The organism is Caballeronia sp. LZ024, assembly GCF_031451455.1.
GTDB lineage: Bacteria > Pseudomonadota > Gammaproteobacteria > Burkholderiales > Burkholderiaceae > Caballeronia > Caballeronia telluris.
This window is the reverse complement of sequence record NZ_JARUXL010000008.1, coordinates 1-22,354: the sequence shown is the minus strand read 5'-3', so window position 1 is coordinate 22,354 and position 22,354 is coordinate 1. Positions and strand designations below refer to the sequence as shown.

The 22,354-nt window shown below is 59.7% G+C and carries 21 protein-coding genes and 2 pseudogenes; 13 read left to right on the top strand and 10 right to left on the bottom strand.

Annotated elements, in window-relative coordinates; genetic code table 11:
• The first annotated feature begins 48 nt into the window (after positions 1-48).
• From QCE48_RS30485 to QCE48_RS30475, 3 genes are read left to right on the top strand one after another with little or no spacing between them, the layout of a single operon-like run.
• Entirely contained in the window at positions 49-837 is a 789-nt protein-coding gene (locus QCE48_RS30485) for a hypothetical protein (RefSeq protein ID WP_309784524.1), read from the top strand.
• Between the two features lie 54 nt (positions 838-891).
• Complete coding sequence (locus QCE48_RS30480; protein ID WP_404982523.1) at positions 892-2,088, top strand: DUF3300 domain-containing protein; 1,197 nt, start codon at positions 892-894, stop codon at positions 2,086-2,088.
• A 25-nt stretch (positions 2,089-2,113) separates the two neighbouring features.
• Positions 2,114-3,007: a DUF2950 domain-containing protein gene (locus QCE48_RS30475; RefSeq protein ID WP_309784525.1), complete on the top strand. Its 894-nt coding sequence runs from the start codon at positions 2,114-2,116 to the stop codon at positions 3,005-3,007.
• Between the two features lie 103 nt (positions 3,008-3,110).
• On the opposite strand, the gene QCE48_RS30470 is transcribed toward QCE48_RS30475, so the two are convergent.
• Entirely contained in the window at positions 3,111-3,932 is an 822-nt protein-coding gene (locus QCE48_RS30470; protein ID WP_309784526.1) for a hypothetical protein, read from the bottom strand.
• A gap of 97 nt (positions 3,933-4,029) precedes the next feature.
• The gene (locus QCE48_RS30465) at positions 4,030-4,431 is read right to left on the bottom strand and encodes a DUF202 domain-containing protein (RefSeq protein ID WP_309784528.1); all 402 of its coding nucleotides are present in this window, start codon (positions 4,429-4,431) and stop codon (positions 4,030-4,032) included.
• Between the two features lie 476 nt (positions 4,432-4,907).
• Between QCE48_RS30465 and QCE48_RS30460 the strand changes: the two genes are divergently transcribed.
• The 5 genes and pseudogenes from QCE48_RS30460 to gudD form a co-directional block, all read left to right on the top strand.
• A complete protein-coding gene (locus QCE48_RS30460) occupies positions 4,908-6,344 on the top strand; it encodes an anaerobic sulfatase maturase (RefSeq protein ID WP_309784529.1) in 1,437 nt (478 codons plus the stop codon).
• Positions 6,345-6,500: 156 nt separating this feature from the next.
• On the top strand, positions 6,501-7,991 hold the full coding sequence (locus QCE48_RS30455; RefSeq protein WP_309784530.1) for an arylsulfatase: 1,491 nt from the start codon (positions 6,501-6,503) through the stop codon (positions 7,989-7,991).
• A 626-nt stretch (positions 7,992-8,617) separates the two neighbouring features.
• On the top strand, positions 8,618-9,787 hold the full coding sequence (locus QCE48_RS30450; protein WP_309784531.1) for a zinc-dependent alcohol dehydrogenase: 1,170 nt from the start codon (positions 8,618-8,620) through the stop codon (positions 9,785-9,787).
• Between the two features lie 64 nt (positions 9,788-9,851).
• Positions 9,852-10,454: a hypothetical protein gene (locus QCE48_RS30445; protein WP_309784532.1), complete on the top strand. Its 603-nt coding sequence runs from the start codon at positions 9,852-9,854 to the stop codon at positions 10,452-10,454.
• Positions 10,455-10,609: 155 nt separating this feature from the next.
• Positions 10,610-10,749: pseudogene (gudD, locus tag QCE48_RS32010) on the top strand (glucarate dehydratase); the annotation flags it as partial.
• A 327-nt stretch (positions 10,750-11,076) separates the two neighbouring features.
• Here gudD and QCE48_RS30440 read toward each other — a convergent pair.
• The 6 genes from QCE48_RS30440 to QCE48_RS30410 all read right to left on the bottom strand — a co-directional run bounded on the left by QCE48_RS30440 (position 11,077) and on the right by QCE48_RS30410 (position 16,610).
• Positions 11,077-11,556 carry a carboxymuconolactone decarboxylase family protein gene (locus QCE48_RS30440; protein ID WP_309784534.1) on the bottom strand — a complete coding sequence of 160 codons (480 nt, stop codon included), beginning with the start codon at positions 11,554-11,556 and terminating at the stop codon, positions 11,077-11,079.
• Positions 11,557-11,724: 168 nt separating this feature from the next.
• A complete protein-coding gene (locus QCE48_RS30435) occupies positions 11,725-12,645 on the bottom strand; it encodes an RNA polymerase sigma-70 factor (RefSeq protein ID WP_404982528.1) in 921 nt (306 codons plus the stop codon).
• A 36-nt stretch (positions 12,646-12,681) separates the two neighbouring features.
• Entirely contained in the window at positions 12,682-13,680 is a 999-nt protein-coding gene (locus QCE48_RS30430) for a bestrophin family ion channel (RefSeq protein WP_309784535.1), read from the bottom strand.
• A gap of 215 nt (positions 13,681-13,895) precedes the next feature.
• Positions 13,896-14,462, bottom strand: coding sequence for a YbhB/YbcL family Raf kinase inhibitor-like protein (locus QCE48_RS30425; RefSeq protein WP_309784537.1), 567 nt, complete (start codon positions 14,460-14,462; stop codon positions 13,896-13,898).
• Positions 14,463-14,565: 103 nt separating this feature from the next.
• Complete coding sequence (locus tag QCE48_RS30420) at positions 14,566-15,498, bottom strand: MBL fold metallo-hydrolase (RefSeq protein ID WP_309784538.1); 933 nt, start codon at positions 15,496-15,498, stop codon at positions 14,566-14,568.
• Positions 15,499-16,481: 983 nt separating this feature from the next.
• On the bottom strand, positions 16,482-16,610 hold the full coding sequence (locus tag QCE48_RS30410; RefSeq protein WP_309794416.1) for a hypothetical protein: 129 nt from the start codon (positions 16,608-16,610) through the stop codon (positions 16,482-16,484).
• A 59-nt stretch (positions 16,611-16,669) separates the two neighbouring features.
• On the opposite strand from QCE48_RS30410, the gene QCE48_RS30405 reads away from it, so the two are divergent.
• The 4 genes from QCE48_RS30405 (at position 16,670) to QCE48_RS30390 (ending at position 17,898) form a co-directional block, all read left to right on the top strand.
• Complete coding sequence (locus QCE48_RS30405; RefSeq protein ID WP_309784540.1) at positions 16,670-16,957, top strand: hypothetical protein; 288 nt, start codon at positions 16,670-16,672, stop codon at positions 16,955-16,957.
• 34 nt (positions 16,958-16,991) lie between these two features.
• Entirely contained in the window at positions 16,992-17,258 is a 267-nt protein-coding gene (locus QCE48_RS30400) for a hypothetical protein (protein ID WP_309784541.1), read from the top strand.
• Entirely contained in the window at positions 17,259-17,471 is a 213-nt protein-coding gene (locus tag QCE48_RS30395; RefSeq protein WP_309784542.1) for a hypothetical protein, read from the top strand.
• Positions 17,472-17,598: 127 nt separating this feature from the next.
• A complete protein-coding gene (locus QCE48_RS30390) occupies positions 17,599-17,898 on the top strand; it encodes a porin (protein WP_309794413.1) in 300 nt (99 codons plus the stop codon).
• Between the two features lie 1,214 nt (positions 17,899-19,112).
• On the opposite strand, the pseudogene QCE48_RS30385 reads toward QCE48_RS30390, so the two are convergent.
• Positions 19,113-19,916, bottom strand: a pseudogene (locus QCE48_RS30385) (acetyl-CoA hydrolase/transferase C-terminal domain-containing protein); the annotation flags it as partial.
• 556 nt (positions 19,917-20,472) lie between these two features.
• On the opposite strand from QCE48_RS30385, the gene QCE48_RS30380 reads away from it, so the two are divergent.
• Positions 20,473-21,612, top strand: coding sequence for a porin (locus QCE48_RS30380; protein WP_309784544.1), 1,140 nt, complete (start codon positions 20,473-20,475; stop codon positions 21,610-21,612).
• A 39-nt stretch (positions 21,613-21,651) separates the two neighbouring features.
• Here the strand turns inward: QCE48_RS30380 and QCE48_RS30375 are convergent, their stop codons facing one another.
• Positions 21,652-22,221, bottom strand: a complete 570-nt coding sequence (locus tag QCE48_RS30375) for a hypothetical protein (protein ID WP_309784545.1) — start codon at positions 22,219-22,221, stop codon at positions 21,652-21,654.
• Between the last annotated feature and the right edge of the window lie 133 nt (positions 22,222-22,354).

The following is a 22,354-nucleotide window of genomic DNA, read 5'->3' as shown; positions in this document are numbered from 1 at the left end:
TCCGGCAAGCCCGGCTAACTGATGGAGTGTCATCATGAAGGTGCGGGCATGAAAGCCAGATCACGGCGACGCATGGCGGGATGGGTGGTGTGCGCCTCGCTGGCCGCAGTCGCGGCAACAGCACGCGCTGAAGCGCAGCAGACGTCGTCCAACCCGGACGGTTGGCAGTTCTCGCTGACGCCCTACTTGTGGCTCGCGGGACAGAGCGGCAACGTTCGCATCGGGCAAGTGGTTCCCGGTCAGAACGTGGATGCCCACTTCTCCAATATCTGGCGAGATCTCGACTTCGGCATGATGGCGACCTTCGAAGCGCGCAAGGATCGCTGGGCGATCATCGTCGACGGGTTTTACGTCAACGTATCGACCACGTCAGACCCGATACTCGGCGGGCGGTTAGGTACGGCACGCCTGCAGCTGGACAATGGAATCGTTCAGGCGGGCGGCGCTTACCGTGTTCTGCCAGGCGACAAAGCGCCCGTGGATCTCATAGCGGGCCTGCGATACACGAATCTCAACGCGAAGCTTTCCTTTTCGCCCAGTCCGGTTTTGCCGGCCGGTGACCAACGAAGCACGAATGTCGACTGGGTCGACGCCCTAGTGGGTGTGCGTGCTTTCTACCGATTCACAGACAGATGGTCCGTCATGGGCTATGCGGATGTCGGGACCGGAGGGGCCAAGTATTCGTGGCAGTTGATTGCGTCAGTGTCGTGGGATGTCGCAAGGACGATTGGCATGACTGCCGGATATCGGATTCTCGCGCAAAACTACAACACCTCATCGTTTTACTACAACATCAGGACCGCCGGCCCATTTGCCGGTGTGCATATCAAGTTCTAAAACTGGCGAGAATGCGCGCGCAGGTGTGAACTGGCGGCTTGGGAGGACTCGATTGTGAAGTCATTCAGAGAATTTGCTCGCATCATGCTCGTGCTTTGCGCGGCGTTTGCCGTGCCGCTCATGACGAATATCGCGTTACCGGGCATCGCCCGCGCGCAAGCCGCGCTCAAGGTTTCGAATCAACAGCTCGATTCACTGACAGCGCCGATCGCGCTGTATCCCGATCCTTTGCTCGCGCAGGTGCTAATGGCCGCCACTTATCCCAAGGAAGTGGAATCGGCCGCGACGTGGTCGAAGGCCCACGCATCGATGACCGGTGATGAAGCCGTGAAGGCGGTCGCGTCGCAGCCGTGGGACCCGAGTGTGCAATCGCTCGTTGCGTTTCCGCAGGTGCTTGCCACCATGGCGTCCAAGCCCGATTGGGTCAGGCAGATCGGCGACGCGTTTCTCGCACAACCCAACGACGTGATGGATTCCGTCCAGCGGTTGCGCAAGCAGGCACACAAAGCGGGGAACCTTCAATCGGGTGATCAGCAGAAAGTCGTGATCGAGCAGAGCACCATCCAGATTCAGCCGGTGAATCCGCAGGTCGTGTACGTGCCGACCTACAACCCCGCGTTCGTGTACGGAGCGTGGCTGTACCCAGCGTATCCGCCCGTCTATATTCCGCCGCCGGCCGGATATGCGGTGGCGAGCGGCTTTGCCGCGGGCCTTGCATTCGGCACCGGCATCGCGGTGACCAACGCGCTGTGGGGCGGCTTCAACTGGAACAGTCACGAAGTGAACGTCAACGTCAATCACTACAACAACATCAACGTGAACAACCGGCTTAGCGCAAGCGGCAGCACGACAAACTGGAATCGCAATGCGAATTTCAGCGGCGCGCAACACGACGCGTATCGCGGCTATGACACATCGCGCACCCAGGCGATGCAGGCCTTCGACAGCCGCACCGGGGAGAACATGAGCGGATCGGCGAGCCAGCGCTTGCAGGGCATCAATAAGGGCGGGTTCAGCGCGAGCGACTTGCAGAGCCACGCCGACTATGCGAATCGCGACAACGCGCTGCGCGATGCCGGCGATGGCGACGGCGCACGACAGGACATGCAGCGCGGAGAAGAGAGCCGCAGTTCGCTCGCCAGCAACTTTGGCGGCGGCGGATTCGGTGGCGACCGGTTCAGCGGCGAAGGAGGCCGGTTCGGCGGCGGCGGGTTTGGCGGCGGTGGATTCGGCGGACGCTTTCGCCGTTAGCACGTGAGCGCGACTGGAGATTCAGATGACCCGTTCTTTCCTGAACTGTACACTGTTCGCCGCGTGGCTTCTGATTGCGAGCGTGCAGGGCGCCCGCGCGCAAGCCGTCTTTCCGATGCCCGAAGCTGGAGCCAGCGCCTTCGTCGACGCGCTTGCCAGCAACGACGACGCAGCCATGCAGGTCGTGCTCGGCAGCGATTTTCGACGCTTCATTCCCGCTCAGGATGTCAATCAGGACGATGTCTATCGATTCCTCGGGGCGTGGTCGCAGGGGCATGAGATCGTGTCCGAGCCTGCTTCGGAAAAGAAGCCAGCGGTCGTACACATCGCGGTCGGCACAGACGGGTGGACGCTGCCCATTCCGCTCGTGGAGACGCAACGCGGCTGGCGTTTCGATCCGGTCGCCGGCCGCAATGAACTGCTGACGCGGCGTATCGGCCGCAACGAGCGCGCGGCAATGCGGACGTCGCTCGCGTATCTCGATGCGCAGCGCGACTATCGCGCGCTCACGCACCACTATGCACAGCGCTTGGTGAGCAGGCCGGGACAGCGCGACGGTCTTTATTGGCCTGCAACCCAGGGCGAAATGCAGAGCCCGCTCGGCCCCCTCGCGATCGCGATGCAACAAGGCAACGGCGCTCCTGCGGGCGGCTATCACGGCTATCACTACCGTATCCTCACGGCGCAAGGTGCGCACGAGAACGGCGGCCGCAAGAACCATGAGCAAGACGGCGTGCTCGCGGACGGATGCGCGCTCGTGGCGTGGCCCGTCACGTACGGCGCGACGGGCGTGATGACGTTCCTCGTCAACGACAAAGGGAAGCTTGTTCAGAAGAACTTTGGCCCGCAAACCACGCGCATCGTGGGCCGGCTCAGTTCGTTCGATCCGGACGAATCGTGGTCGCCGGTGAAACCTTGACGCAGTGTCACGCAATCAGGACGCCGTGCGTCACGGCTCCAATCGTTCGATCTCTCCGGCTCGTGGTCACCTGTGAGGTCTTGAGCGTGCTTGCTACGGCAAGCTATCGTCGTCGCCACGTCAGATAGATGCTCGACACGATGAAGGCAGTGACGAAGTACGCAACAACCAGTACGGCTATTCTTACGCCGACAAACTCCGTTGCAACCACCAGCGCAATGCCGACGTGCCGCGTTGCGCAGGCGATCGCCAGCGCCGTCCGGTCACCCGGCTTGGATCCGCCAAGAAGATGACCGATGAGCATCGCAAACACCATCAGTGCCACGAGCGCGAGCACACCTTGCCAGCTGAGACCCACTAGGTGCTGCCTGTGGACGACCAGCAGGATGATGCCGGACGCCACCAGGACAACGCCGGCAACCATGATTAGCCGGTCCGACAACCGTTCAGACCAGGCCGGGAGAATGAAGCGAAGCGCCATGCCGATCATAATCGGAAGCAGAATGGTTTTAGCAATGTCTGACACGACAGTGCTTACGGATAGTTCGACCGCAATGTCAAAGTAGGTGCTCAAGAACGCCGCCCACAGCGGCACGGCGACAATGGCGACGAGCGAGGATGTGATCAGCAAGCTAAAGATGTATTGCTGGCTATTCAGTTTCTTGAGCCTTCTGGGAAGCAGCGGGGCTCCCGCGGACACCGCGAGCACCAGCATCGCAGCTTTGACCCCTCGCTCGATGGGCATGATTTGCACGAGGCCGAACGCAAGCAGCGGAACCAGCAAATACATTGCTGCAAGGGAACGTACTAATAGCGCGGGGCGCCGCCATAGATAGGTCAGCTCGGCAGGCGATGTCCCGGCTCCGACGCACGCGATCACCACGACAATGGAGATCTTCAGCAGGATCATCAGGGTTTCAGTCACGACACTGGCACCTCTCGAAGCGGTAAAGCCACCGTGTGATCCGGGATGCGATCTATCCGATACAGGGACACCGCTGCGCTTGGCGTCGTGAGTACGCTCAGAGCAACCTTATGATGATGCTTAGAAAGAGAAAGCTGCCCGAAAAGGCCATCACCAACGCGACTAAAAAAGCGGGCCGCCAGAGGCTTACTGGCTGATAGTTACGCAGACCGACGATCATTCGCCAGTACTCGATCGTTCCCAGCACCATCGAAACCGTGCCTAAACCTGTAAGAAAGAGGCCGATGCTTCGAGGACTGTGCGGATGGGCAAGATGAACGCCCGCTTCCCTGAATCCGTCGAGCACCTTGTAGATGGTGAAGCCGAAGCTGATCATGGAAAGCGCAGTGCGCGTCCACGCCATCAAGGTGCGGTCGGCCGCCATCAGCGTGCGTGTCGTTGCGAGATCAGTCCGCTCCTCGGCCAGTTGATTCGACGAGCGTGCCTCCACGTTAGCCACACCGTTCTCCGGATGGTTTCTCACAACGGAAAATACACCGCACCCACGCATCAACGTTAATCTACTTCACGGGGCGCGAGATAGCGAGAACCTCCTGCTGCCAAGGTGTGGCGCATGCGTGCCTGGTTAGTCAGATGAAACCTTCGACGATCTCCCGATGAGTACATTCCAACAGGATTCGATCAAGTAATTATTTATCTGCCTCAATAAAAGTTCCGGCGTTGCTTAACTTTCCATGCCTCCTACGTTTCAATCGTATGACGACGCGTCTTGCGTGTCGGAACAGGCAACTTCGCGCAACGCTTTTAGATCAGAGTTACGAAATTGCGTTTGCTTTCTCAACGCTGGCTGCCTTTAATTTCAATCACGTCTGTTTCTGCGACTGCTTCCGACGTATAAGTATCCGTTCTACCTTGAGGCGTTTGCGCCTTGTCGTGCAATCTTTTGGCACCTGACAATCAAAGGGCACTCCCGTGATGGAAGACACGTTGCTGTCTCACACATCAACATCGATTCTTGATGATCCTCAAACGGCCGAAAGCCAGCGCTCGGATGCGCCGCCATGCTTTCATCTGCTGGCGAAGCCAAGTGGCTCGACCTGCAACATCGACTGCAAGTATTGCTTTTTCCTGTCGAAAGAGGCGCTGTATCCAAATGAAAAGCATCGGATGTCAAAGGCGACGCTGGAAACCTACATTCGTCAGTTGCTGGAGTCACATCGCACGCCGGAGGTCACCGTAGCGTGGCAAGGCGGCGAACCCACGCTGATGAAGGTCGAATTTTTCAGGAACGCGGTCGAACTAGTTGAAAAGTACCGCAGGCCGGGACAGTCTGTGAGACACACGTTTCAGACCAACGGCATTCTTCTCGACGATGAATGGTGCGAGTTCTTCAAGGAGTATCACTTTCTCGTGGGGCTAAGTGTCGATGGTCCGCGTGAACTTCACGACACCTTTCGCGTCGATCGTCGTGCGCACGGTACCTTCGATCTGGTCATGGGCGGGTGGAATCAACTACGCAAGCATGGTGTTGAGTTCAACATCCTATGCACGGTCAACTCCGCCAACCAGCATCACGGCCGCTCGATTTATCGCTTCTTCCGCGATGAACTCGGCGCACGGTGGATCCAGTTTATTCCGATCATCGAGCGTGCAACGGAACAGACGATCCAGCTGGCGAATCGGGGCTGGAGCGAACAGGCGGGTCACAAGCGCGTGCTGTACACACAAACCGGCAATCTCGTCACCGAACGTTCAGTCGGCGCAAAGCAATATGGTCTGTTCCTCATGGATGTCTTCGAGGAGTGGGTGCGCCGCGACGTCGGTCGCGTCTTCGTGCAATTGTTCGACGTGACGCTAGAGGCCCTCTTCGGTCGCCATCTGTTGTGCATCCATGCTCCGACCTGCGGCCTCGGCCCCGCCCTGGAGTACAACGGCGATCTATATTCATGCGATCACTTTGTCGAACCCGGATACCGATTAGGCAATATTCACGAAACACACATGCTCAAGCTCCTGGCATCGCCCGAACAGCGCAAGTTTGGACTCGACAAGCGCGACTCGCTCACGGCCCAGTGCAGGAGTTGCGAAGTGAGGGCGCTGTGTAACGGCGGATGTCCGAAGGACCGTTTCGCGCTTTCACGGGACGGCGAGGCGGGGCAAAACTATTTGTGCTCCGGCCTCGAGTTGTTCTTCACGCGATCGCGGCATGCGATGGAGACGATGGCGAAACTCCTTCGCAATGGCCGGCCGCCGTCCGAGGTGATGGCGATGACCGCAATCGAAGATAAGCGGCGCGGCCCTTATGCACCCTGTCCGTGTGGCAGTGGCAGGAAACTCAAATTCTGCCACGGCAATAATGCACCGCCTCGTTCGTTTGACACGGCGATCAGTGAGGAGCGGCGCACCTCATGATCGGGACGTTGGCGCCCAAAGACGTCGGTGTTCCGACATCCTCATGGAGCAGGGACCAGCGAGCGACATGTTGGCTCACTGAAATGATTGATGCAGCCTCTTCGCCCGGCTTGCCCAACGCAGACCGGGCGTCATCTGAAAGGAGTGGGAACAATCATGGCGACAAAGCAACCGAATATCCTAATTCTTTGGGGCGATGATATCGGATGGTGGAATATCAGCTTCAACAGCCGTGGGCAGATGGGTTATCGCACACCCAATATCGATCGCATTGCAAATGAGGGCGTGGCATTTACAGATTACTACGCACAGCAGAGTTGTACGGCCGGACGCGCAGCATTCATAACTGGGCAAAATCCCATTCGAACGGGACTGACCAAGGTCGGTATGCCGGGCGCCGACGTCGGCCTGTCGGCGGAAGACCCCACCATCGCGGAGATGCTCAAGCCTCTGGGGTATGTCACTGGACAGTTCGGCAAGAACCATCTGGGCGACAAGGACGAGTTTCTACCGACCATGCATGGGTTTGACGAGTTCTTTGGCAACCTGTATCACCTGAATGCGGAGGAAGAGCCTGAGGATCCCGATTATCCGAAGGATCCTGCGTTCAGGAAACGTTTCGGTCCGAGAGGTGTGCTTCACTGCTGGTCTGATGGCAAGGGCGGTCAGCGGATCGAGGATACCGGCGCGCTAACAAAAAAGCGCATGGAGACAATCGACGATGAAACGACCGATCTGGCTTGCACATTCATCGATAAGGCTCATAGCGATGGTAAGCCGTTTTTCGTCTGGTACAACACCACGGCGATGCATTTCCGGACCCACTGTGCAGAAAAGCGCAAGGGCAAGAGCGGACAGGGCGAATATAACGACGTGATGGTCGCGCACGACGAGAACATCGGCAGGATGCTGGCGAAGGTGGAAGAATTGGGAATTGCCGACGATACGATCGTCATGTACTCGACGGATAACGGCCCTCACTTCAATAGCTGGCCGGATGCTGGCATCACCCCATTCCGGTCTGAAAAGAATACGAACTGGGAAGGGGGCTGGCGCGTTCCAGCGTTCGTTCGGTGGCCGGGAAAAATACCTGCTGGAACCGTTCTTAACGGGATAGTTACACACCAGGACTGGATGACGACCATACTCGCGGCGGCAGGCGAGCCGGAAGTCAAGGAAAAGCTGCTTAAGGGACATAAAGCTGGCGCGAAAACGTACAAGGTTCACCTTGACGGTTTCAACATGCTTCCCTATCTGACCGGGGAAGTTCAAGAAAGCCCGCGCGAATCGTTTTTCTATATGAGCGACGACGGCGACGTGATGGCGATCCGCGTGCGTGACTGGAAAATGGTCTTGCTAGAGCAACGCGCCAAGCAGTTGGCGTGTTGGGCGGAACCCTTTGTTCGGCTGCGGATTCCAAAGATGTTCCATCTTCGGCGGGACCCGTTCGAGCGTGCGGACGAGAACTCGAACACATACTACGACTGGATGATCTCCCACGCTTATTTGCTATACGCGATGCAAGCGGTGGTCGGGTCGCAGATTGAGAATTTCAAGGCGTTTCCACCGCGGCAGAAGCCGGCGTCGTTTAATCTCGACGCCGTGCTGCGGCAACTGGACGATGCGGGCGGCGGTGCTCATCATTGATCTTAGGCCCGGCGCTCAGTGCGGATTGCTGAAGGTGACGTCTGCCACGAGGTAGTCGTTCTGAAGCAGTCGCCAGGAAAACACGCGCTTTTGAGCGCAGGGTCGGGCAAGAACTCACGATTCTTCGAGCCGAAGCGCGGCGGATCTGCCGTGAGCGATCGCGCGCAACTGCTGCGACGGTTGCCTATCCGTCGGCTCGCAGCCCAGACAAGTACGCGCCCGGGGTCTCTCTCGGCGCGCCGCGCTTATTTTGGAAATGCTTTTAAGTAAAAGTCTGCTTGGATTTTGATGGTCCAGACGATGTAAAGGACGATGTGCTGAATGCTCTTGATGTGCTGGTGCCGCCGGGGTGCCACGGCCTGGTCGCCTGGTGGCCGGACGGTCCCACAGCGGTCGCGAGTCCGCATCGGGCGTCGACGCTCCCTTGAACCCTAAAAAGCCGCGCGCTATGGCTCACCAGCCGGACGGTCCCGCGCGTGGGCGATACCCTCGCGCGGGCTGCGCCTCGTGCGTACTGCGCATCGCCTTGATGCGGTACATCCATTGCTGGCATAGGGGATGCCGTGCGAGAGCGCGCTGCTGCGCTTGCCGGCCAAGCTCCCTGTAATCGGCGACCCGGAGGCGACATGAAAGCGCTCAGATGGCATGGTAAAAAGGACATTCGATGCGATACGGTGCCCGATCCGAAGATCGAGCACCCGCGCGACGCGATCGTCAAGGTCACGTCGTGCGCGATTTGCGGCTCGGATCTGCATCTGTACGACGGCTTTATGCCCGGCATGGAAGCCGGCGACATCATGGGCCACGAATTCATGGGCGAAGTCGCAGAGGTCGGCAAAGGCAACACCGCGCTCAAAGTAGGCGACCGGGTCGTCGTGCCGTTCACGATCATCTGTGGCGAATGCGAGCAGTGCAAGCGAGGCAATTTTTCCGTATGCGAACGGAGCAACCGCAACAAAGATGTCGCGGACAAGGTGTTCGGCCACACCACCGCCGGCCTCTTCGGCTATACGCATCTGACAGGCGGCTACGCTGGCGGCCAGGCCGAATACGTGCGCGTCCCCTACGCGGACTGCACTCACGTCAAGATTCCAGACGGGCTCAGCGACGAGCAAGTACTCTTCCTCGGCGACATCTTCCCGACCGGATGGCAGGCAGCGGTGCAATGCGACATCGAGCCGACCGACACGGTCGCGATCTGGGGCGCGGGGCCTGTCGGGCAGATGGCGATCCGTAGCGCCGTGCTCCTGGGCGCGAAGCAGGTGATTGCCATCGACTGCGTGCCGGAGCGGCTCGCGATGGCGCGTGCGGGCGGCGCCGTCGCGATCGACTTTAAAGAAGAGAGCGTTCTTGAACGACTGAAGGAGTTGACGCACGGTAAGGGTCCGGAGAAGTGCATAGACGCCGTGGGAATGGAGTCGCATGCCACGCGTTCCATCGATGCGATGTACGACCGCGCGAAACAGGCCGTGATGCTGGAAACGGACCGGCCGCATGTGCTGCGCGAAATGATCTATGTGTGCCGACCTGCGGGCACGCTTTCGGTGCCGGGCGTCTACGGCGGGCTAATCGACAAGATCCCGTTCGGCGCCTCGATGAACAAGGGGCTCACGTGGCGCATGGGGCAGACACACGTCAACCGCTGGACCGACGACCTTTTGCGGCGCATCCAGGAAGGGCAGATCGATCCTTCGTTCGTGATTACGCACACGATGTCGCTCGACGACGGGCCCGCGATGTACAAAAAATTCCGCGACAAGGAGGACGGCTGCATCAAAGTCGTCTTAAAGCCGTAACGGCTCGCGCCGGGCGCGAACCGCGCTCGCTTATTGACTCCAACCGAAGCAATGAGGTGAAGCCATGGATCAAGCACTGCATTTAGCAAGAGGTTCGGATCAGACCAGCCATGGCGCCCACACCCTGCGACCCGAGACGATCGCGCGCGGACTCGGCTGGTTCAGCATCGCGCTCGGGCTCGCGGAACTCGTCGCGCCGCGCGCGATGTTGCGGATAACCGGCGTCGACGACACCACCGCGCTCATGCGCCTCTACGGTCTGCGCGAACTTGCGTGCGGCATCGGGATCCTGACCGCGCGCGACGCCACGCCGTTCCTGTGGGCGCGCGTCGGCGGCGACGTGCTGGATCTCGGCACCCTCACGGTTCAATCGAACAAGTCAAGCGCCGCCGACCGCGCCCGCGCGCTGCGCGCGGCTGTGAACGTGATGGGTGTCACGGCGCTCGACGTCTATGCAGCGCGCGGGTCGAGCCGCGAACGCGTCGAAGCACGACGAGCGCCGGTACGGGACTACAGCGCCCGCTCGGGCTTCCCGGCCGCGCCCGACACGATGCGCGGTGTCGCGCGCAGGGACTTCGAGACGCCGCGCGACATGCGCGCACCCGACGCGCTGTTACCCTACGCGCGCGGAGACGGCCAAAGCGGCGCCGCCGCCGCGAATGGATAACCGATATCCGTACGTGCCGCCTGACTGGGATCAAAGCGTTGTTCCAAAACGCTCACCTCAGCATCGACGAAGAAACGTCTGTGACGGCGTCTACATAGCAAGGAGCGACGAGTCGCGAGTCCGCAGGGCGTTTTCGGACGAAGGCGGACCCTCTGTGCGTCGCGCAGTTGTGCAACGACTGGGGCCTGACGTGCGGTTCGCATTCGAACAACCACTTAGCCATCTCGCTCGCGATGCTTACGCATGTCGCGGCTGCGGCGCCGGAAAGATTACCGCGATCGATACGCACTGGGTATCAGCAGCACGGCTTCGGCGCGTCACCACGATGCGGTGTTTGATTCCAAGCTCGGACGTTCGATAACGAGCGCCCGTGCCTGCTGCGCTAAGGCGTGAAATGCCTTATCCCATCTCGACGGGTGGGGGCGTCTCGTGGCGAAGCTGCTAGCAAGTGAATCTTCGCCGCCACGAACAGATTGTGACGCGGCCGCCGCATCTCCTGCAGGCGGCCTGCGGGCCCGGCATCCGTACCTTTACCGGCACCAATACGAGCGGCTGGCGTTCCGACCGACAGTATGTACGTCGTTCGGCCCTTTGTGGAACGTCTCGGCTGGTCCGAGCATGATCAGGTGAAGTTGGCCTTCTCGAGCCCGAACGCCGAGTCCGACGATCCTGGTACTGTCCGGAATGCGACGTTCACGCGATTCCAGCCGTTGATCGCCATTACGTGGAACGTCAGGTTCGACAGTTCCTGGTCTGTGAACTGAGTGCGCACGTAATCGAACAGATCGTCGGGCACTCCGTCATGGGGCAGTTTCGTTACGATTTCCGTCCACGCAAGCGCGGCGCGTTCACGGAACGAGAACAGAGTCGACTCGCGCCAGATCGCCACGTGATGCAGGCGGAGTTCGCGCTCGCCATGAATCCTGGCCTCCTTCACGTGCATGTCGACGCAGAACCCGCAGCCGTTCAGTTGCGATGCGCGCAGTGACGCCAGTTCGCAGATGGACACCTCGATACCGCTTTCCTTCACCGCCAAGCCGAAAGAGAGGAACTTCTTAAAAAGCTCGGGCGATTGTTGGACGTAATTGATGCGTTGAGTCATGGTTGCTCCAGCGAGGGTGAGAGCTGCACGTGCTCCGCGCAGCGGTGCCGGCGATTGCCGTACACAACCATCTTAGTTATCCCCTCGTCGTGCCGGAAGCCACGCGTCGCGGCTCACTCCGTTGCTCGCGCGACACCAATTGGGTGTCATATGCGCGGGGGAGAGACCTCAGCAACCTCCGAAGGCAATGGCAAGTCTAACGAGCTTGTCCGGATTGCGTTGCACAAGGATGCGCACAATGCGCTCGCCGTCAGTCTCATAGGATTGCGCCGATTCGAGCTTTCCCTCGATGAATCGCAGCAGCGCCCATTGCCCATTGAGAACGGCCAGTTCAATCCGCAATTTGGCCTCGAAGCGTAGTTTGGACGCGTAGAAGAGTTGCGCGATGCGCCTGCCGCCTTGCATCGGCTTTGGAAAGCTCGGCACACGGCCGCCGCCGTCGCCAACGAGGACGGCATCCTCCGCAAGCAAGCCGTTAATCGCTGCGAAGTCACCACTCTCAAGCGCCTGTGCGAATTGCGTCAGCAAGCGCAGATGGATTTCGCGCGGCACAGTTAGGCGCGAGCGGCCTTCGCGCAGCTGCGCCTTTGCCCGGCTAACCAGTTGACGGCACGCCGCCTCCGACTTGCTTAGCGTCTTGGCGACCTCATCGTAATCGACATCGAAGACTTCGTGCAGCAGGAACGCAGCGCGTGCGTCCGGACTGAGCCGTTCCAGCAGCATCAAGAAGGCGACGGAAACTTCGTCGGCGCGCTCTTTGATCTCCTCGGGAGTGACGGGCGCATCGATCACATAGGGCTCCGGTAGCCAGATCCCCGTATAACGTTCACGCTGCGCTTTGGCCGCCCTCAAGCTGTCGACTGACAGGCGCGTGGTGACGGCAACGAGCCCCGCCTCCGGGTTGTCGATGTCAGCGCGCGACGCAGAATTCCAGCGCAGCCACGCGTCCTGCACGACGTCCTCCGCTTCTGCGACCGACGCAAGCATCCGATATGCAATGCCGTGCAGGCGTCGGCGCACGGCGTTAAACGAACGCGTTGCGTCGTCGATATCGTTCGGGGCCGGGCCCGCTGAAACCGCCTTGTTCATCGCTCCCCTCGTCTATTCCACTGGTTTCGGTCGCTTTCAAAGCGCAATGGTTTCCTGTGCCGCGTGCCCGACGGTCTCCCCAAGCATCGAACGAAGATCGCGCTCCAGGGCGGCGCAGAGGCTTGAGATAGGAACATCATTTGCGCTCCCTTCGAACGGATTCTCCGTGCTTTCTCCTACTTGCGCCAGCGACGTGTACATCCAAGACACAATCACGCTGAACGGAATGGCGAGCCAGACCATATTGCCGTGCATCGGCCCGGTATTCACGTCGTTAAGCTTATCAAACTCCTGCAACAACCCGAACGGAAGCAATAAGCAGAAAAACCTCACGAACAATGCGCTGATCGTTGCGTACTGACGAGGGTAAGGAAAGTTCTTCAGTCGTTCGGCGTTCGCCTGAAGCGCAATGAATTCGCCGATTGCGCGCTGGAGCTCAAGATAGAACGAGAGGTTGAGATTTCCGGCATGATTCAGCGTCTGGAGGTGGTCGCTTTGCATGCTCAAGACTGCGGCTGTTGCCGAGGGCGATGCAAGCGCGCGCGCAGTCTCCGACGAGGAGAGATAACTTGTCAAAACCTCGCCGAGCGCGGATTCCCACTCGGGGACATGGTAGTGGCGGCGGTATTCAAGATTGAAGGGCCGGCTCATGCTTTCCCAGATGCGGGGACTGCGCAGTTCGTAACGTAACGCAGTAAGCCAGGCCAGATGCCGAAAAATGAGCTCTCGGCTGATATCAAGGCCAGTTCGAAACGCGCATGCTAAGTGGCCCCATCGGCGGCTCATGCCAACGATGCTTGTCCACACAATCTGCGCATCCTGCGAGCGGTTAAAGGTCTGTACATTCTTGAAACCGACGATAAGCGAGGTCGCCGTCCCAAGAAGAACGACTATGGTAAGCGGCACCGAGAGCCACCTCATCGACGCGCACTTGTAGAGAATCACCGGCACGGAGCCGCAAAGCAGGAGTGCGTAAATCTGCCTGCGCGTCCAGACGAGGAACTCGGTTAGCCGATAGGATCTTCCAAGATGCATATCGCGCGTTTGTATTCGGTTAGGGAGGGTTAAGAGGCCAGGTAGACCGTGATGTCCTCCTTAAGACGTGCGACGCCCGCAATCTGTGACACAACGACGATTCTTTTCACCGCGACATACCCGGCTGCGGTCTGTTCGAACAAACGAATGCTGTAATCGGATCCGCCATTGGCGCTGGCGGGACGTCGCAAAGCGACCTCCCGCCGATTCGCCGCTCACCCCGCCGAACGGTGATAGCGCGCCACGTAGCGCGCCTGGCCGATGACTTTTCCGTGCATCTGGTAGGCGACGAGCGCCGGACTGGACCCCGCTTTGACATCGAGGCTGGGAACCGCCAGAGCCGAAGCCGTCACGATGTATCGATGGGATTCGCCTTGCGGCGGGCACGGTCCGCCATAAGCCGAGGCGCCGAAATCGGTCAGCGTCTCGATGGCACCTGCTGGCAGCAGTCGGGCATTGCCCGACGCGCCCTTGTCAATCGATGTCTGCGACGGCTGAATGTTTGCCACTTGCCAGTGCGTCCAGCCAAGACCGCCCGTGGGCGCGTCGGGGTCATGGATCGTGATGACGATGCTCTTCGTCCCGGCCGGAACATGCGACCATGAGATGTGCGGTGACACATTATCGCCGTGACAGCCAAATCCGCCATACACCTGTTCCTTGTCGAACTGGCCGCGATTCAGCCCATCGACTTTGACAGTGAAGGAATCTGCAACCGCGACGGCCGGTACGATTGCAAGCAAAGCCGTGCAGAAGGCTGGCAGGAGAGGGTTGAGTTTCATATCGAGTCCGTTATGTTGAACCATGACGCCACCTCGCACTGCTCCTCGAAAAGCCGGAGCTGGCTTGGTGAGCATTCATGAACCGCGGATAGTCGAGCATCAATCAGTAGTCCCAGTGAACCGGTACGAAACGGAAACCCTCACCGGTCTTTGCAATGTGACCGATGGACGGGAACGCGACATGCGCTGCGGCAAGCAGCGCGCCGGTCTCAGCGGCTTCGTTGAACAGCGCGATACGCACGTCCATAGCCGCTTCAGGATCGTGCTCGAAGCCATTGTGCCAATCGGGATTGTCGAAGTTGACTTCGAAAATCGCGTCGCCTACGAACGTCAGTTTCTCCCCGTTCGATGCGACATCCACTACGCAGTGCCCCGGCGTGTGGCCGCCGGTCACGCGCGCCGACACGCCCGCTGCGACTTCCACGGTGTGTTCGAACTGCAAGATGTTTTCGCTGTAGAGTTTCACGAACTTTGCAGCAGCCTTGCGGAGCGCGGGAGGAACCGTTTCAGGCATCACTGTCTTGCTGAAGTCTGGATTCTTCCAGAACTCCACTTCTGCGGCCGACACGTGAATGCGCACGTCCGGACGCAGCCTGGCCTTGACGCCATCGACGTTCAGCCCGCCGACGTGATCCATGTGCATATGCGTAACCACGATATCGGTGATCGCAGCCAGGTCGATGCCAGCCGATTCCAGGCGCATCACCGACTGACCGGCGCGGGAGAAGTATTCGAAACCGTCGCCTACGCCCGAGTCGATCAGGATCAGGCGTTCGCCGCTGCGCACGAGCGCGATATTCAAAGCCCAATCGAACATGTCGCGTTGCAGGAAGCGACCATCGAACCATTCGTTGCGGTCTGCTTCGCTTACGTTGGTGGACATGGTGGAAGTAGGCAGCGGCAGGACGCCATCGCTGATCAGCACGACGTCGACGTCACCCACGCGCACGGCGTAGCGGGAAGGCACGAGTTCGCCTGAACCTTCTTTGCCAATGTTGGCGGTAACGGGCTGCACATTGCGGGTTGTTGCGCTCATCTTCGACAGTCCTCTTCAATTAGTGGAGTAAGCGGCACTGCGCGGCGCGGTTCATTAGCGCGACCACGCATGCCGCGCGCTTCGGGTTGCTCGCATTTCGACCGAGCGTGTGACGGATTGTAGTTAGAGGCGGCGAGCGCCAGTAGCATCGCGAACGCACACACCGTGTTGCCTTAGTGGCGACATTCGACGACGGACAGACGATGAGTGGCGGGTCGATCGCGCGATTGCGGAACGGCCGACGACGCCGCTCGGAGTTGAGGCCCGATTGGGGTAGATCCCGCGCGGGCATTGCAGTGGGTGGCCGCGCGTTCCGTGAATCGGTGGAATCGCGTAGATCGGCCGCACTGATTGCCTGACGTCGTTGACGTTCGCGCCTATCTGGCTAGTGGCGAGCCGGGACGCCTTTGGCATCGGTGACGATGTGGTGACGTGGGCCTCCACGGGCAGCCACAACGCAGATAAGTGCGGCGGGTCCTTAGTTATGAAGGAAGCATCCCACTATTTGCTTGGTGGCTGTTAGCCCCGATCGAGCACAGATCGCATGAACGCGCGCGCGGCAAACATCGAGCGGCCCCTTACAAGCCGGGATCCACCGTTAGCAACGCGTAGCCGAATGTCGACTTCTGGCCGGCGGCACGTGTCTACACCAGCCGCGCCAAAGCGAGCCGTTGATGAAACGAACGGCCGCGTTGAGATCCGTTCATCGAACTGGCGGTATCGGCCAGGAAGCGACGCTCGCCCACAATCACCCGGAGACGGTCGGATGGCAACTGCACATTTGACTGCGGCCGTCCAACCTGGTCTCCGCGGTGGTCGATTCGACCTCCCTGTCTTGACGATGGGTCATGACGATCTCTGGGCGTCGCCGCCCAGGGCTTCGGCCCCGCTCATTGCTATTGCAGCGGTCCTGCGTACGCGCTCTTGAGGCGATTAGCCTGGATGAACTTCGGTAGTCCCGGACGCTTGAATTATCCGGCCTTTCACGCGCTCTGGTGACCCAGAAGTCTGGACAAGTCTTTCGTTGCGCGCTTAAGCAGATCCCCGAACTCCTCGACGCGCTGCTCGGTGACCCGAACGCTGGGACCAAAAATACATAGTGAACCCGCCACCTGATTTGCCCCGTTGAAGAATGGCGCTGCGACCGCCACGGCCCTTCGATCAATTCGTGATGACTCGTCCCGAATCCCTTTGCGCGAATTCGTTCGATGTCGTTCAGCACCGCTGCCATATCTTCATTGGGATCGACGAGATAGCGCCGCAATTCGTTGGGGGTGAGTTGCATCTGCGAAAGAATGGTGCGGCCGCTCGCTCCGCGCGCGAGCTTCTCACGATAGCCGATGCCGCGTCGAAAGTTGAGCGGCTGATTGCTCTCCAGTTCCGCGACGCAAAGCCGATACGTATCGTCGGGAACGAAGAGCGCGACGGTTTCGGAGGTGCTCTCCCAGAGACTTCGTAGCACGGGTTGCGCAGGCGCATGGGGCAATGCGCTGATGACGCGGCAATACGGCATTTCCCCCGTCGTGGCCGGCTCGATCATCGCCTCCTTCGGCATCGGCGCCGTCATCGCGAAGCCGACGCTCGGATGCGTCTCCGACCTGCCGGGTATCTCGCGCCGACTCATGACCATTCTGGTGCAGATCGCGTTTGCCATCACGCTGACGGTGTTCGGCATGTGCTCAACGGTCACGCAGTTCTATATCGTCGCACCGGTTCTGGGCGCATTTTCATACGGCTATCTGCCGGTGCTGATGGCATAGGTGAGCGATGCATCCGGAAAGCGGCTGGCAGGCGCGAGCGCTGGCTGGACGAACGCCATCTGGCAAATGGGTAGCGCCGTGTCTCCTCTGGCAGTCGGCCATGTCTATGGCGGCACACATTCGATCGTGCTTGCCGTGCTCACGCTTGCCATCAGGCCGGTCATCGGGTTGATTGCGATGTTGTTCGTGAGCAGGCGCATCGCACGGATCTGATTCGACGCCGAGTCGGACGCAAGTCGGAAAGAATAGACTTGCGTCGCGGCGTGATCAAGCTAGTAGAACTTCAAAAAGCAAGGAGACGTGTTTGAAATCGAACCACGCTACGCGATGGGCAAGGACCATGCTCGCCACAACGATATGCTCGTCGGCTAGTGCAGCACACGCTCAGTCGTCGGTCACGCTATACGGCATTCTTGGCTCGGGCGCCGAATACGTAACGCATGCCTCGAAGCAAGGCTCTGGCACCTTGCTTCGTCTTAACACCGGCAATCGCATCAATTCGCGTTGGGGTTTCACAGGCAAGGAAGACCTCGGAGCGGGTTTGCGCTCCATATTCACTCTGGAATCCGGCTTCGCGACGAACACCGGCACCCTGCAGCAGGGCGGCCGGCTGTTCTGCCGCCAGGCGTTAACGATATAGCTGCAACCCTCGCCGCATCGCCGCCGCAGACTATGGCATTCGGAGGCCTTCGCTACAAGATAACCCCCGCGTTTCAAGTGTCGACTGCTTCGTACTATCACGCGTTTCGGACGGTTTCGGCTCATGCTGTGAGTTCTGGTGTCAATGCAGACTACCTGCTGTCTAAACGCACCAGCCTATACACAGACGTGACCTACGTGATCAACAGCGCGAAGTCTGCTGTGAGCGCAACGGAGTCGACAGGCGTAGTTGCGACCGGAGCCAATCAGCTCACGGTGGTCGTCGGGATCGTGCACGTGTTTTGATTCGCTCGGCGTCAGCGGAGCGTCGCGTATGACTCGGGGACGGCCGGCCTCGCCGGCGCCAGTCCGCGCATTAGGAGGCCGGTACGTTGTGAGCGGTTCCCATGGCGGGTAAAAAAAGCTGAAGCCATTCTTCGGCAGTGGTTCGACCAACGCGGCCTCGTCCGCAGGAACAACTTTGACCGATGAATCCTAGTCAAAAGACGCCCCGCCGTCGATACTCTCCGATGACAAGGCGAAACGCAGTGGTTCATCGTCGCCAACCTCATCAACCCGCAACTCATTGGCCAGCACCGAATCGGTCGCGCGAGCGCCGAGGCGAGAAGGAGGGCAGGGCCAACGGCAAGACCGAGGTCCCAACGCGCAGTAACGAACATGACCGCGATGGTGATCAGCATTGCCGGACCGGCGGGCGGCAGCGTTAGTCTCCACACCAGTCGTGAGTTCGACCCTCAGGTAATCCCAATCGCGACGAGCGGTACGACGAGGCGGCTTCGGCGGGATGCGCGGGAGACGGACGTCTCTCTCGATGCTGGCCGTCAGTGGCCCGACGCAGACAGCTCCTAGCACGAATCCGACTGCTAGCCCTGCCCCGCGGCGGTCGCTGTCATAACGTTCGGGTGAGCAGGGCGGCCCGAACGTGCAGCGCGGGCGTGACTTGAGTTCGAGTACCAAGGGGCGGTTTTTTGCTGACTATTCAACGCGCGTCGCCGCCGAAAAAAAGCTGACAGCGAACATTCTCTCGCGCGAAAATCCGCCGGAACCAGATTTTGTGAAGATGCGCTGGATAGGAATGGGACGAACGGACACCTTGCCCCAAGAAGCGCGCTCCAGTGCGCGTCATTGCGGCCTCCTGTCGAGGTGGATCTGTTCGAGCTTCTGCGCAGAAATCCTACCGCAAGCCTGGCAGCTTTACGCTCTCGCCGGTGTCACGCTTGCTTGGGCACTGGTTGGTGCTGACGGCAACATCGATCCGGTGTCGCGCAGCCGCGTATGCCACGCGAAAGCCTGCTCCAGCCGATGCGGGGTATGCCCTCCGCCTCGCAAAGCGTCCTGATAGTAGTCGCGCAGCAACTCGCGATACTGCGGATGCGCGCAGTTCCGAACAATGAGCGCGGCGCGTTCGCGCGGCGCCAGACCGCGCAGATCGGCCAGGCCCTGCTCCGTGACAACCACGTCGACGTCGTGTTCGTTGTGATCGCAATGCGGAACCATGGGCACGACGCTGGAGATGCAGCCGCCCTTCGCCGTCGACTTCGTCGCGAAGATCGCGCACGATGCGTTACGCGAGAAGTCGCCGGATCCGCCTATGCCGTTCATCATATGGGTACCGCCCACATGCGTTGAATTTACATTGCCGTAAATGTCGAACTCCAACGCCGTGTTAAAAGCGATCAGTCCGAGCCGGCGAATCACTTCCGGATGGTTGCTGACTTCTTGGAGGCGCAGCACCAAGCGACTGCGGTATCGTTCGGGTTCACCAAACACCTGCGCCTGACGCGCAGCGGACAAGGTGATCGACGCCCCTGAGGCAAATGTGACCTTGCCGGCATCCATCAGGTCGAAAGTGGAATCCTGCGGCACTTCAGAATAGATTTCAAAAGCGTCAAATGGTGCATCGACGAAGCCAGCTAGTACCGCGTTAGCAATTGTGCCTATGCCCGCTTGCAACGGCGGCAACCGCCCGGGCATGCGTCCGCGCCGCACTTCATGCTGACGCGCCCCTGTCCGATCAGGGCCGTCCTTCAACACTACGTGGATTCAAACCGTTGAGGGCAGAGTAAATCACCCATTCAAAAGACGACATCTGTATTTAGCCGGCGCTACGACATTTCAAAATCGCCTCGACATCAAGGGTGTGTCCAGCGGTTGGCCCGCGCGTATGAATCCGTGCACGGGTGGGTGACCGCGGGCCGCCAGTAACGCTCCTTTCCCGGCGCGGGACAACCGGACATCTCGACGTCGGTTCGGTTCACGAACCCGTCATTCGGTTCCTTAAGAAGCGAGTCACCGGAGTCGCAATCCCACTACAAAGCCACGATCATAAGGGCGCCCGAAGCGCCATTGCCTTGGTTTCGATCGACTGGGTCGTGGCGCGTGCGGGGCGGTATTAACCATTTCCTCAACCGGAATGCGGCTTTTTTCAACTTGCAGATGGCATCGCGCTGGCAGAATTTGAACACTGCGATAACAAATCGAAAAACTCACAGGCGCGCGGCGGTCTTTACACCGCTTTCTCGCCTCATTGAGCGACATGACGGAGACACGAGAAATGAAATACCGGACCGCGATGTGCGTCTGTGCTGCACTTCTTGGCGCTTCATCCTCATGGGCGCAAGACATAGAAGAAGACGCACCGCCCCCGAAGCCCGTCGGCGCCAGCTCTGTGACGCTTTACGGTTTGATTGATCAGGGTGTCGAGTTCGTCAACAACGTCGCCACCGGCAAGAACACGACCGCCAACGGATGGCGCACCGGCGACGGAACCGCCACCTCTTACTTCGGATTCAGGGGCAGTGAGGATCTGGGGGGCGGCGTAAAGGCGATCTTCGATTTGCAGGGCGGCTTCAGTCCGACGACTGGCGCATCGAGGCAAGGTGGACGTCTCTTTGGCCGACAGTCGTATGTCGGCATCGATGGGAAATATGGCCGTCTGACGTTCGGCCGCCAATACACGATGCGCTTTTTCGGCATCTCCTTCATCAATCCCTTTGGGACTGGCGCGCAAGGCCTCACGACACTCGACAACGGGATCGCCAACGCACGCGCGGATAACTCCGTGAGCTATCGCTATTTCATGGGCGACTTCGAAGGCGGCGTCAACTACAGCTTCGGCCGCGATGCCGTTGCCGGCAACAGTAGCGTCGCCACAAACTGCCCGGGCCAGACCTCTCCTTCGAATCAATGCAGAGAGTATTCGGCGTTGCTCAAATACGAGGGCCACACATGGGGACTGGCGACTTCCTACGAGCGCAACTATGGCGGCACCTCCGCGACATGGGGCGGCCTGACATCTCCGGCTCTCACGGATAGCCGCTTCACACTAGGTGGTTACTTCATCATCCACAAGGCGAAGTTTGGCGTGGGATGGATAAGGCGCGTGAACGAGGGGATCGCCACGCCAAAAAGCAACCTTCTGTGGGTGACGGGAACGGTCCCGGTGACGCCGTTCTTCCATATCGACGGCATGCTGGCGCAACTCAAATACGAGCATTCTCCCAATAAGGCGCTGATCGAAGTCTTGCGCGGCGAATACCTGCTATCCAAGCGTACTTTACTGTACCTGACCGGCGAGCACATTCACAACGCTGGTAACCTGGCGCTCGCGGCGACCACGCTTTCTCCGGTGCCGACGCCTCCCGCGGGTGGATCGCAGATCTCGGTCATTTCGGGCATTCGGCATACGTTCTGAGCGAGGCTGCGGGGAAGCGCATGCTTCCCCGTGAATCGTTCATCGAAGCAGCTTCGCGGCGGCGCTTGCCGCCGACATATCGGCCACTGCGCTGAACGCTTGCTTCCGTTTCAAGCTTCCCACGCCGATATCCATGTCCTGCAGATATCCAACGTCTTTCTCAGTCAGCGACAGATCCCTCGAATACGGCCGCTGCGTCTGATTGAAGTCCCAGATCGCCTGGGCCGATGCAACGTCGAATTTCTTCTGGGTGCGTTTGCGTGCGTCGAGGAAAGGGTCATGCGACGCGGGCGACATCAGATATTCGTAGAGCGCGCCGTAAGCGGCCATGACGGACACCAGTCCTTCGTGCTTTGCGCCGAGCGCCGAATCCGATGCGTACGCCGTTTGAAACACACAGTTCGGTAGCGCCTGCCACAGATTCCCTTCGCCGATAATGTTCGGACCCGCATTGTCGTTGAGATGGGAGATGCTGGCGCAGCAAGCATCGGCTGCACCGCTCGCGACTGCGTCGAAGCACTGGTCGTTGCTGCCATGATCGACGAAGTCGATGGTCGAAGCGTCGATGTCCTTTTCCTTCATCAGTTGCAGCATGAGGGTATGCAGCAAGCCGAGCTTCGGCCCGACCGCGACGGTTTTCCCTGGCGGTTTCAAACCGAAGTGCAACGAGGGGGTTAATGTTTAGCGTTTTGAGGTTGTCCCGCTGAGGCAAGTGTCGCAGCGAAAACCTCGAATGGCGAAT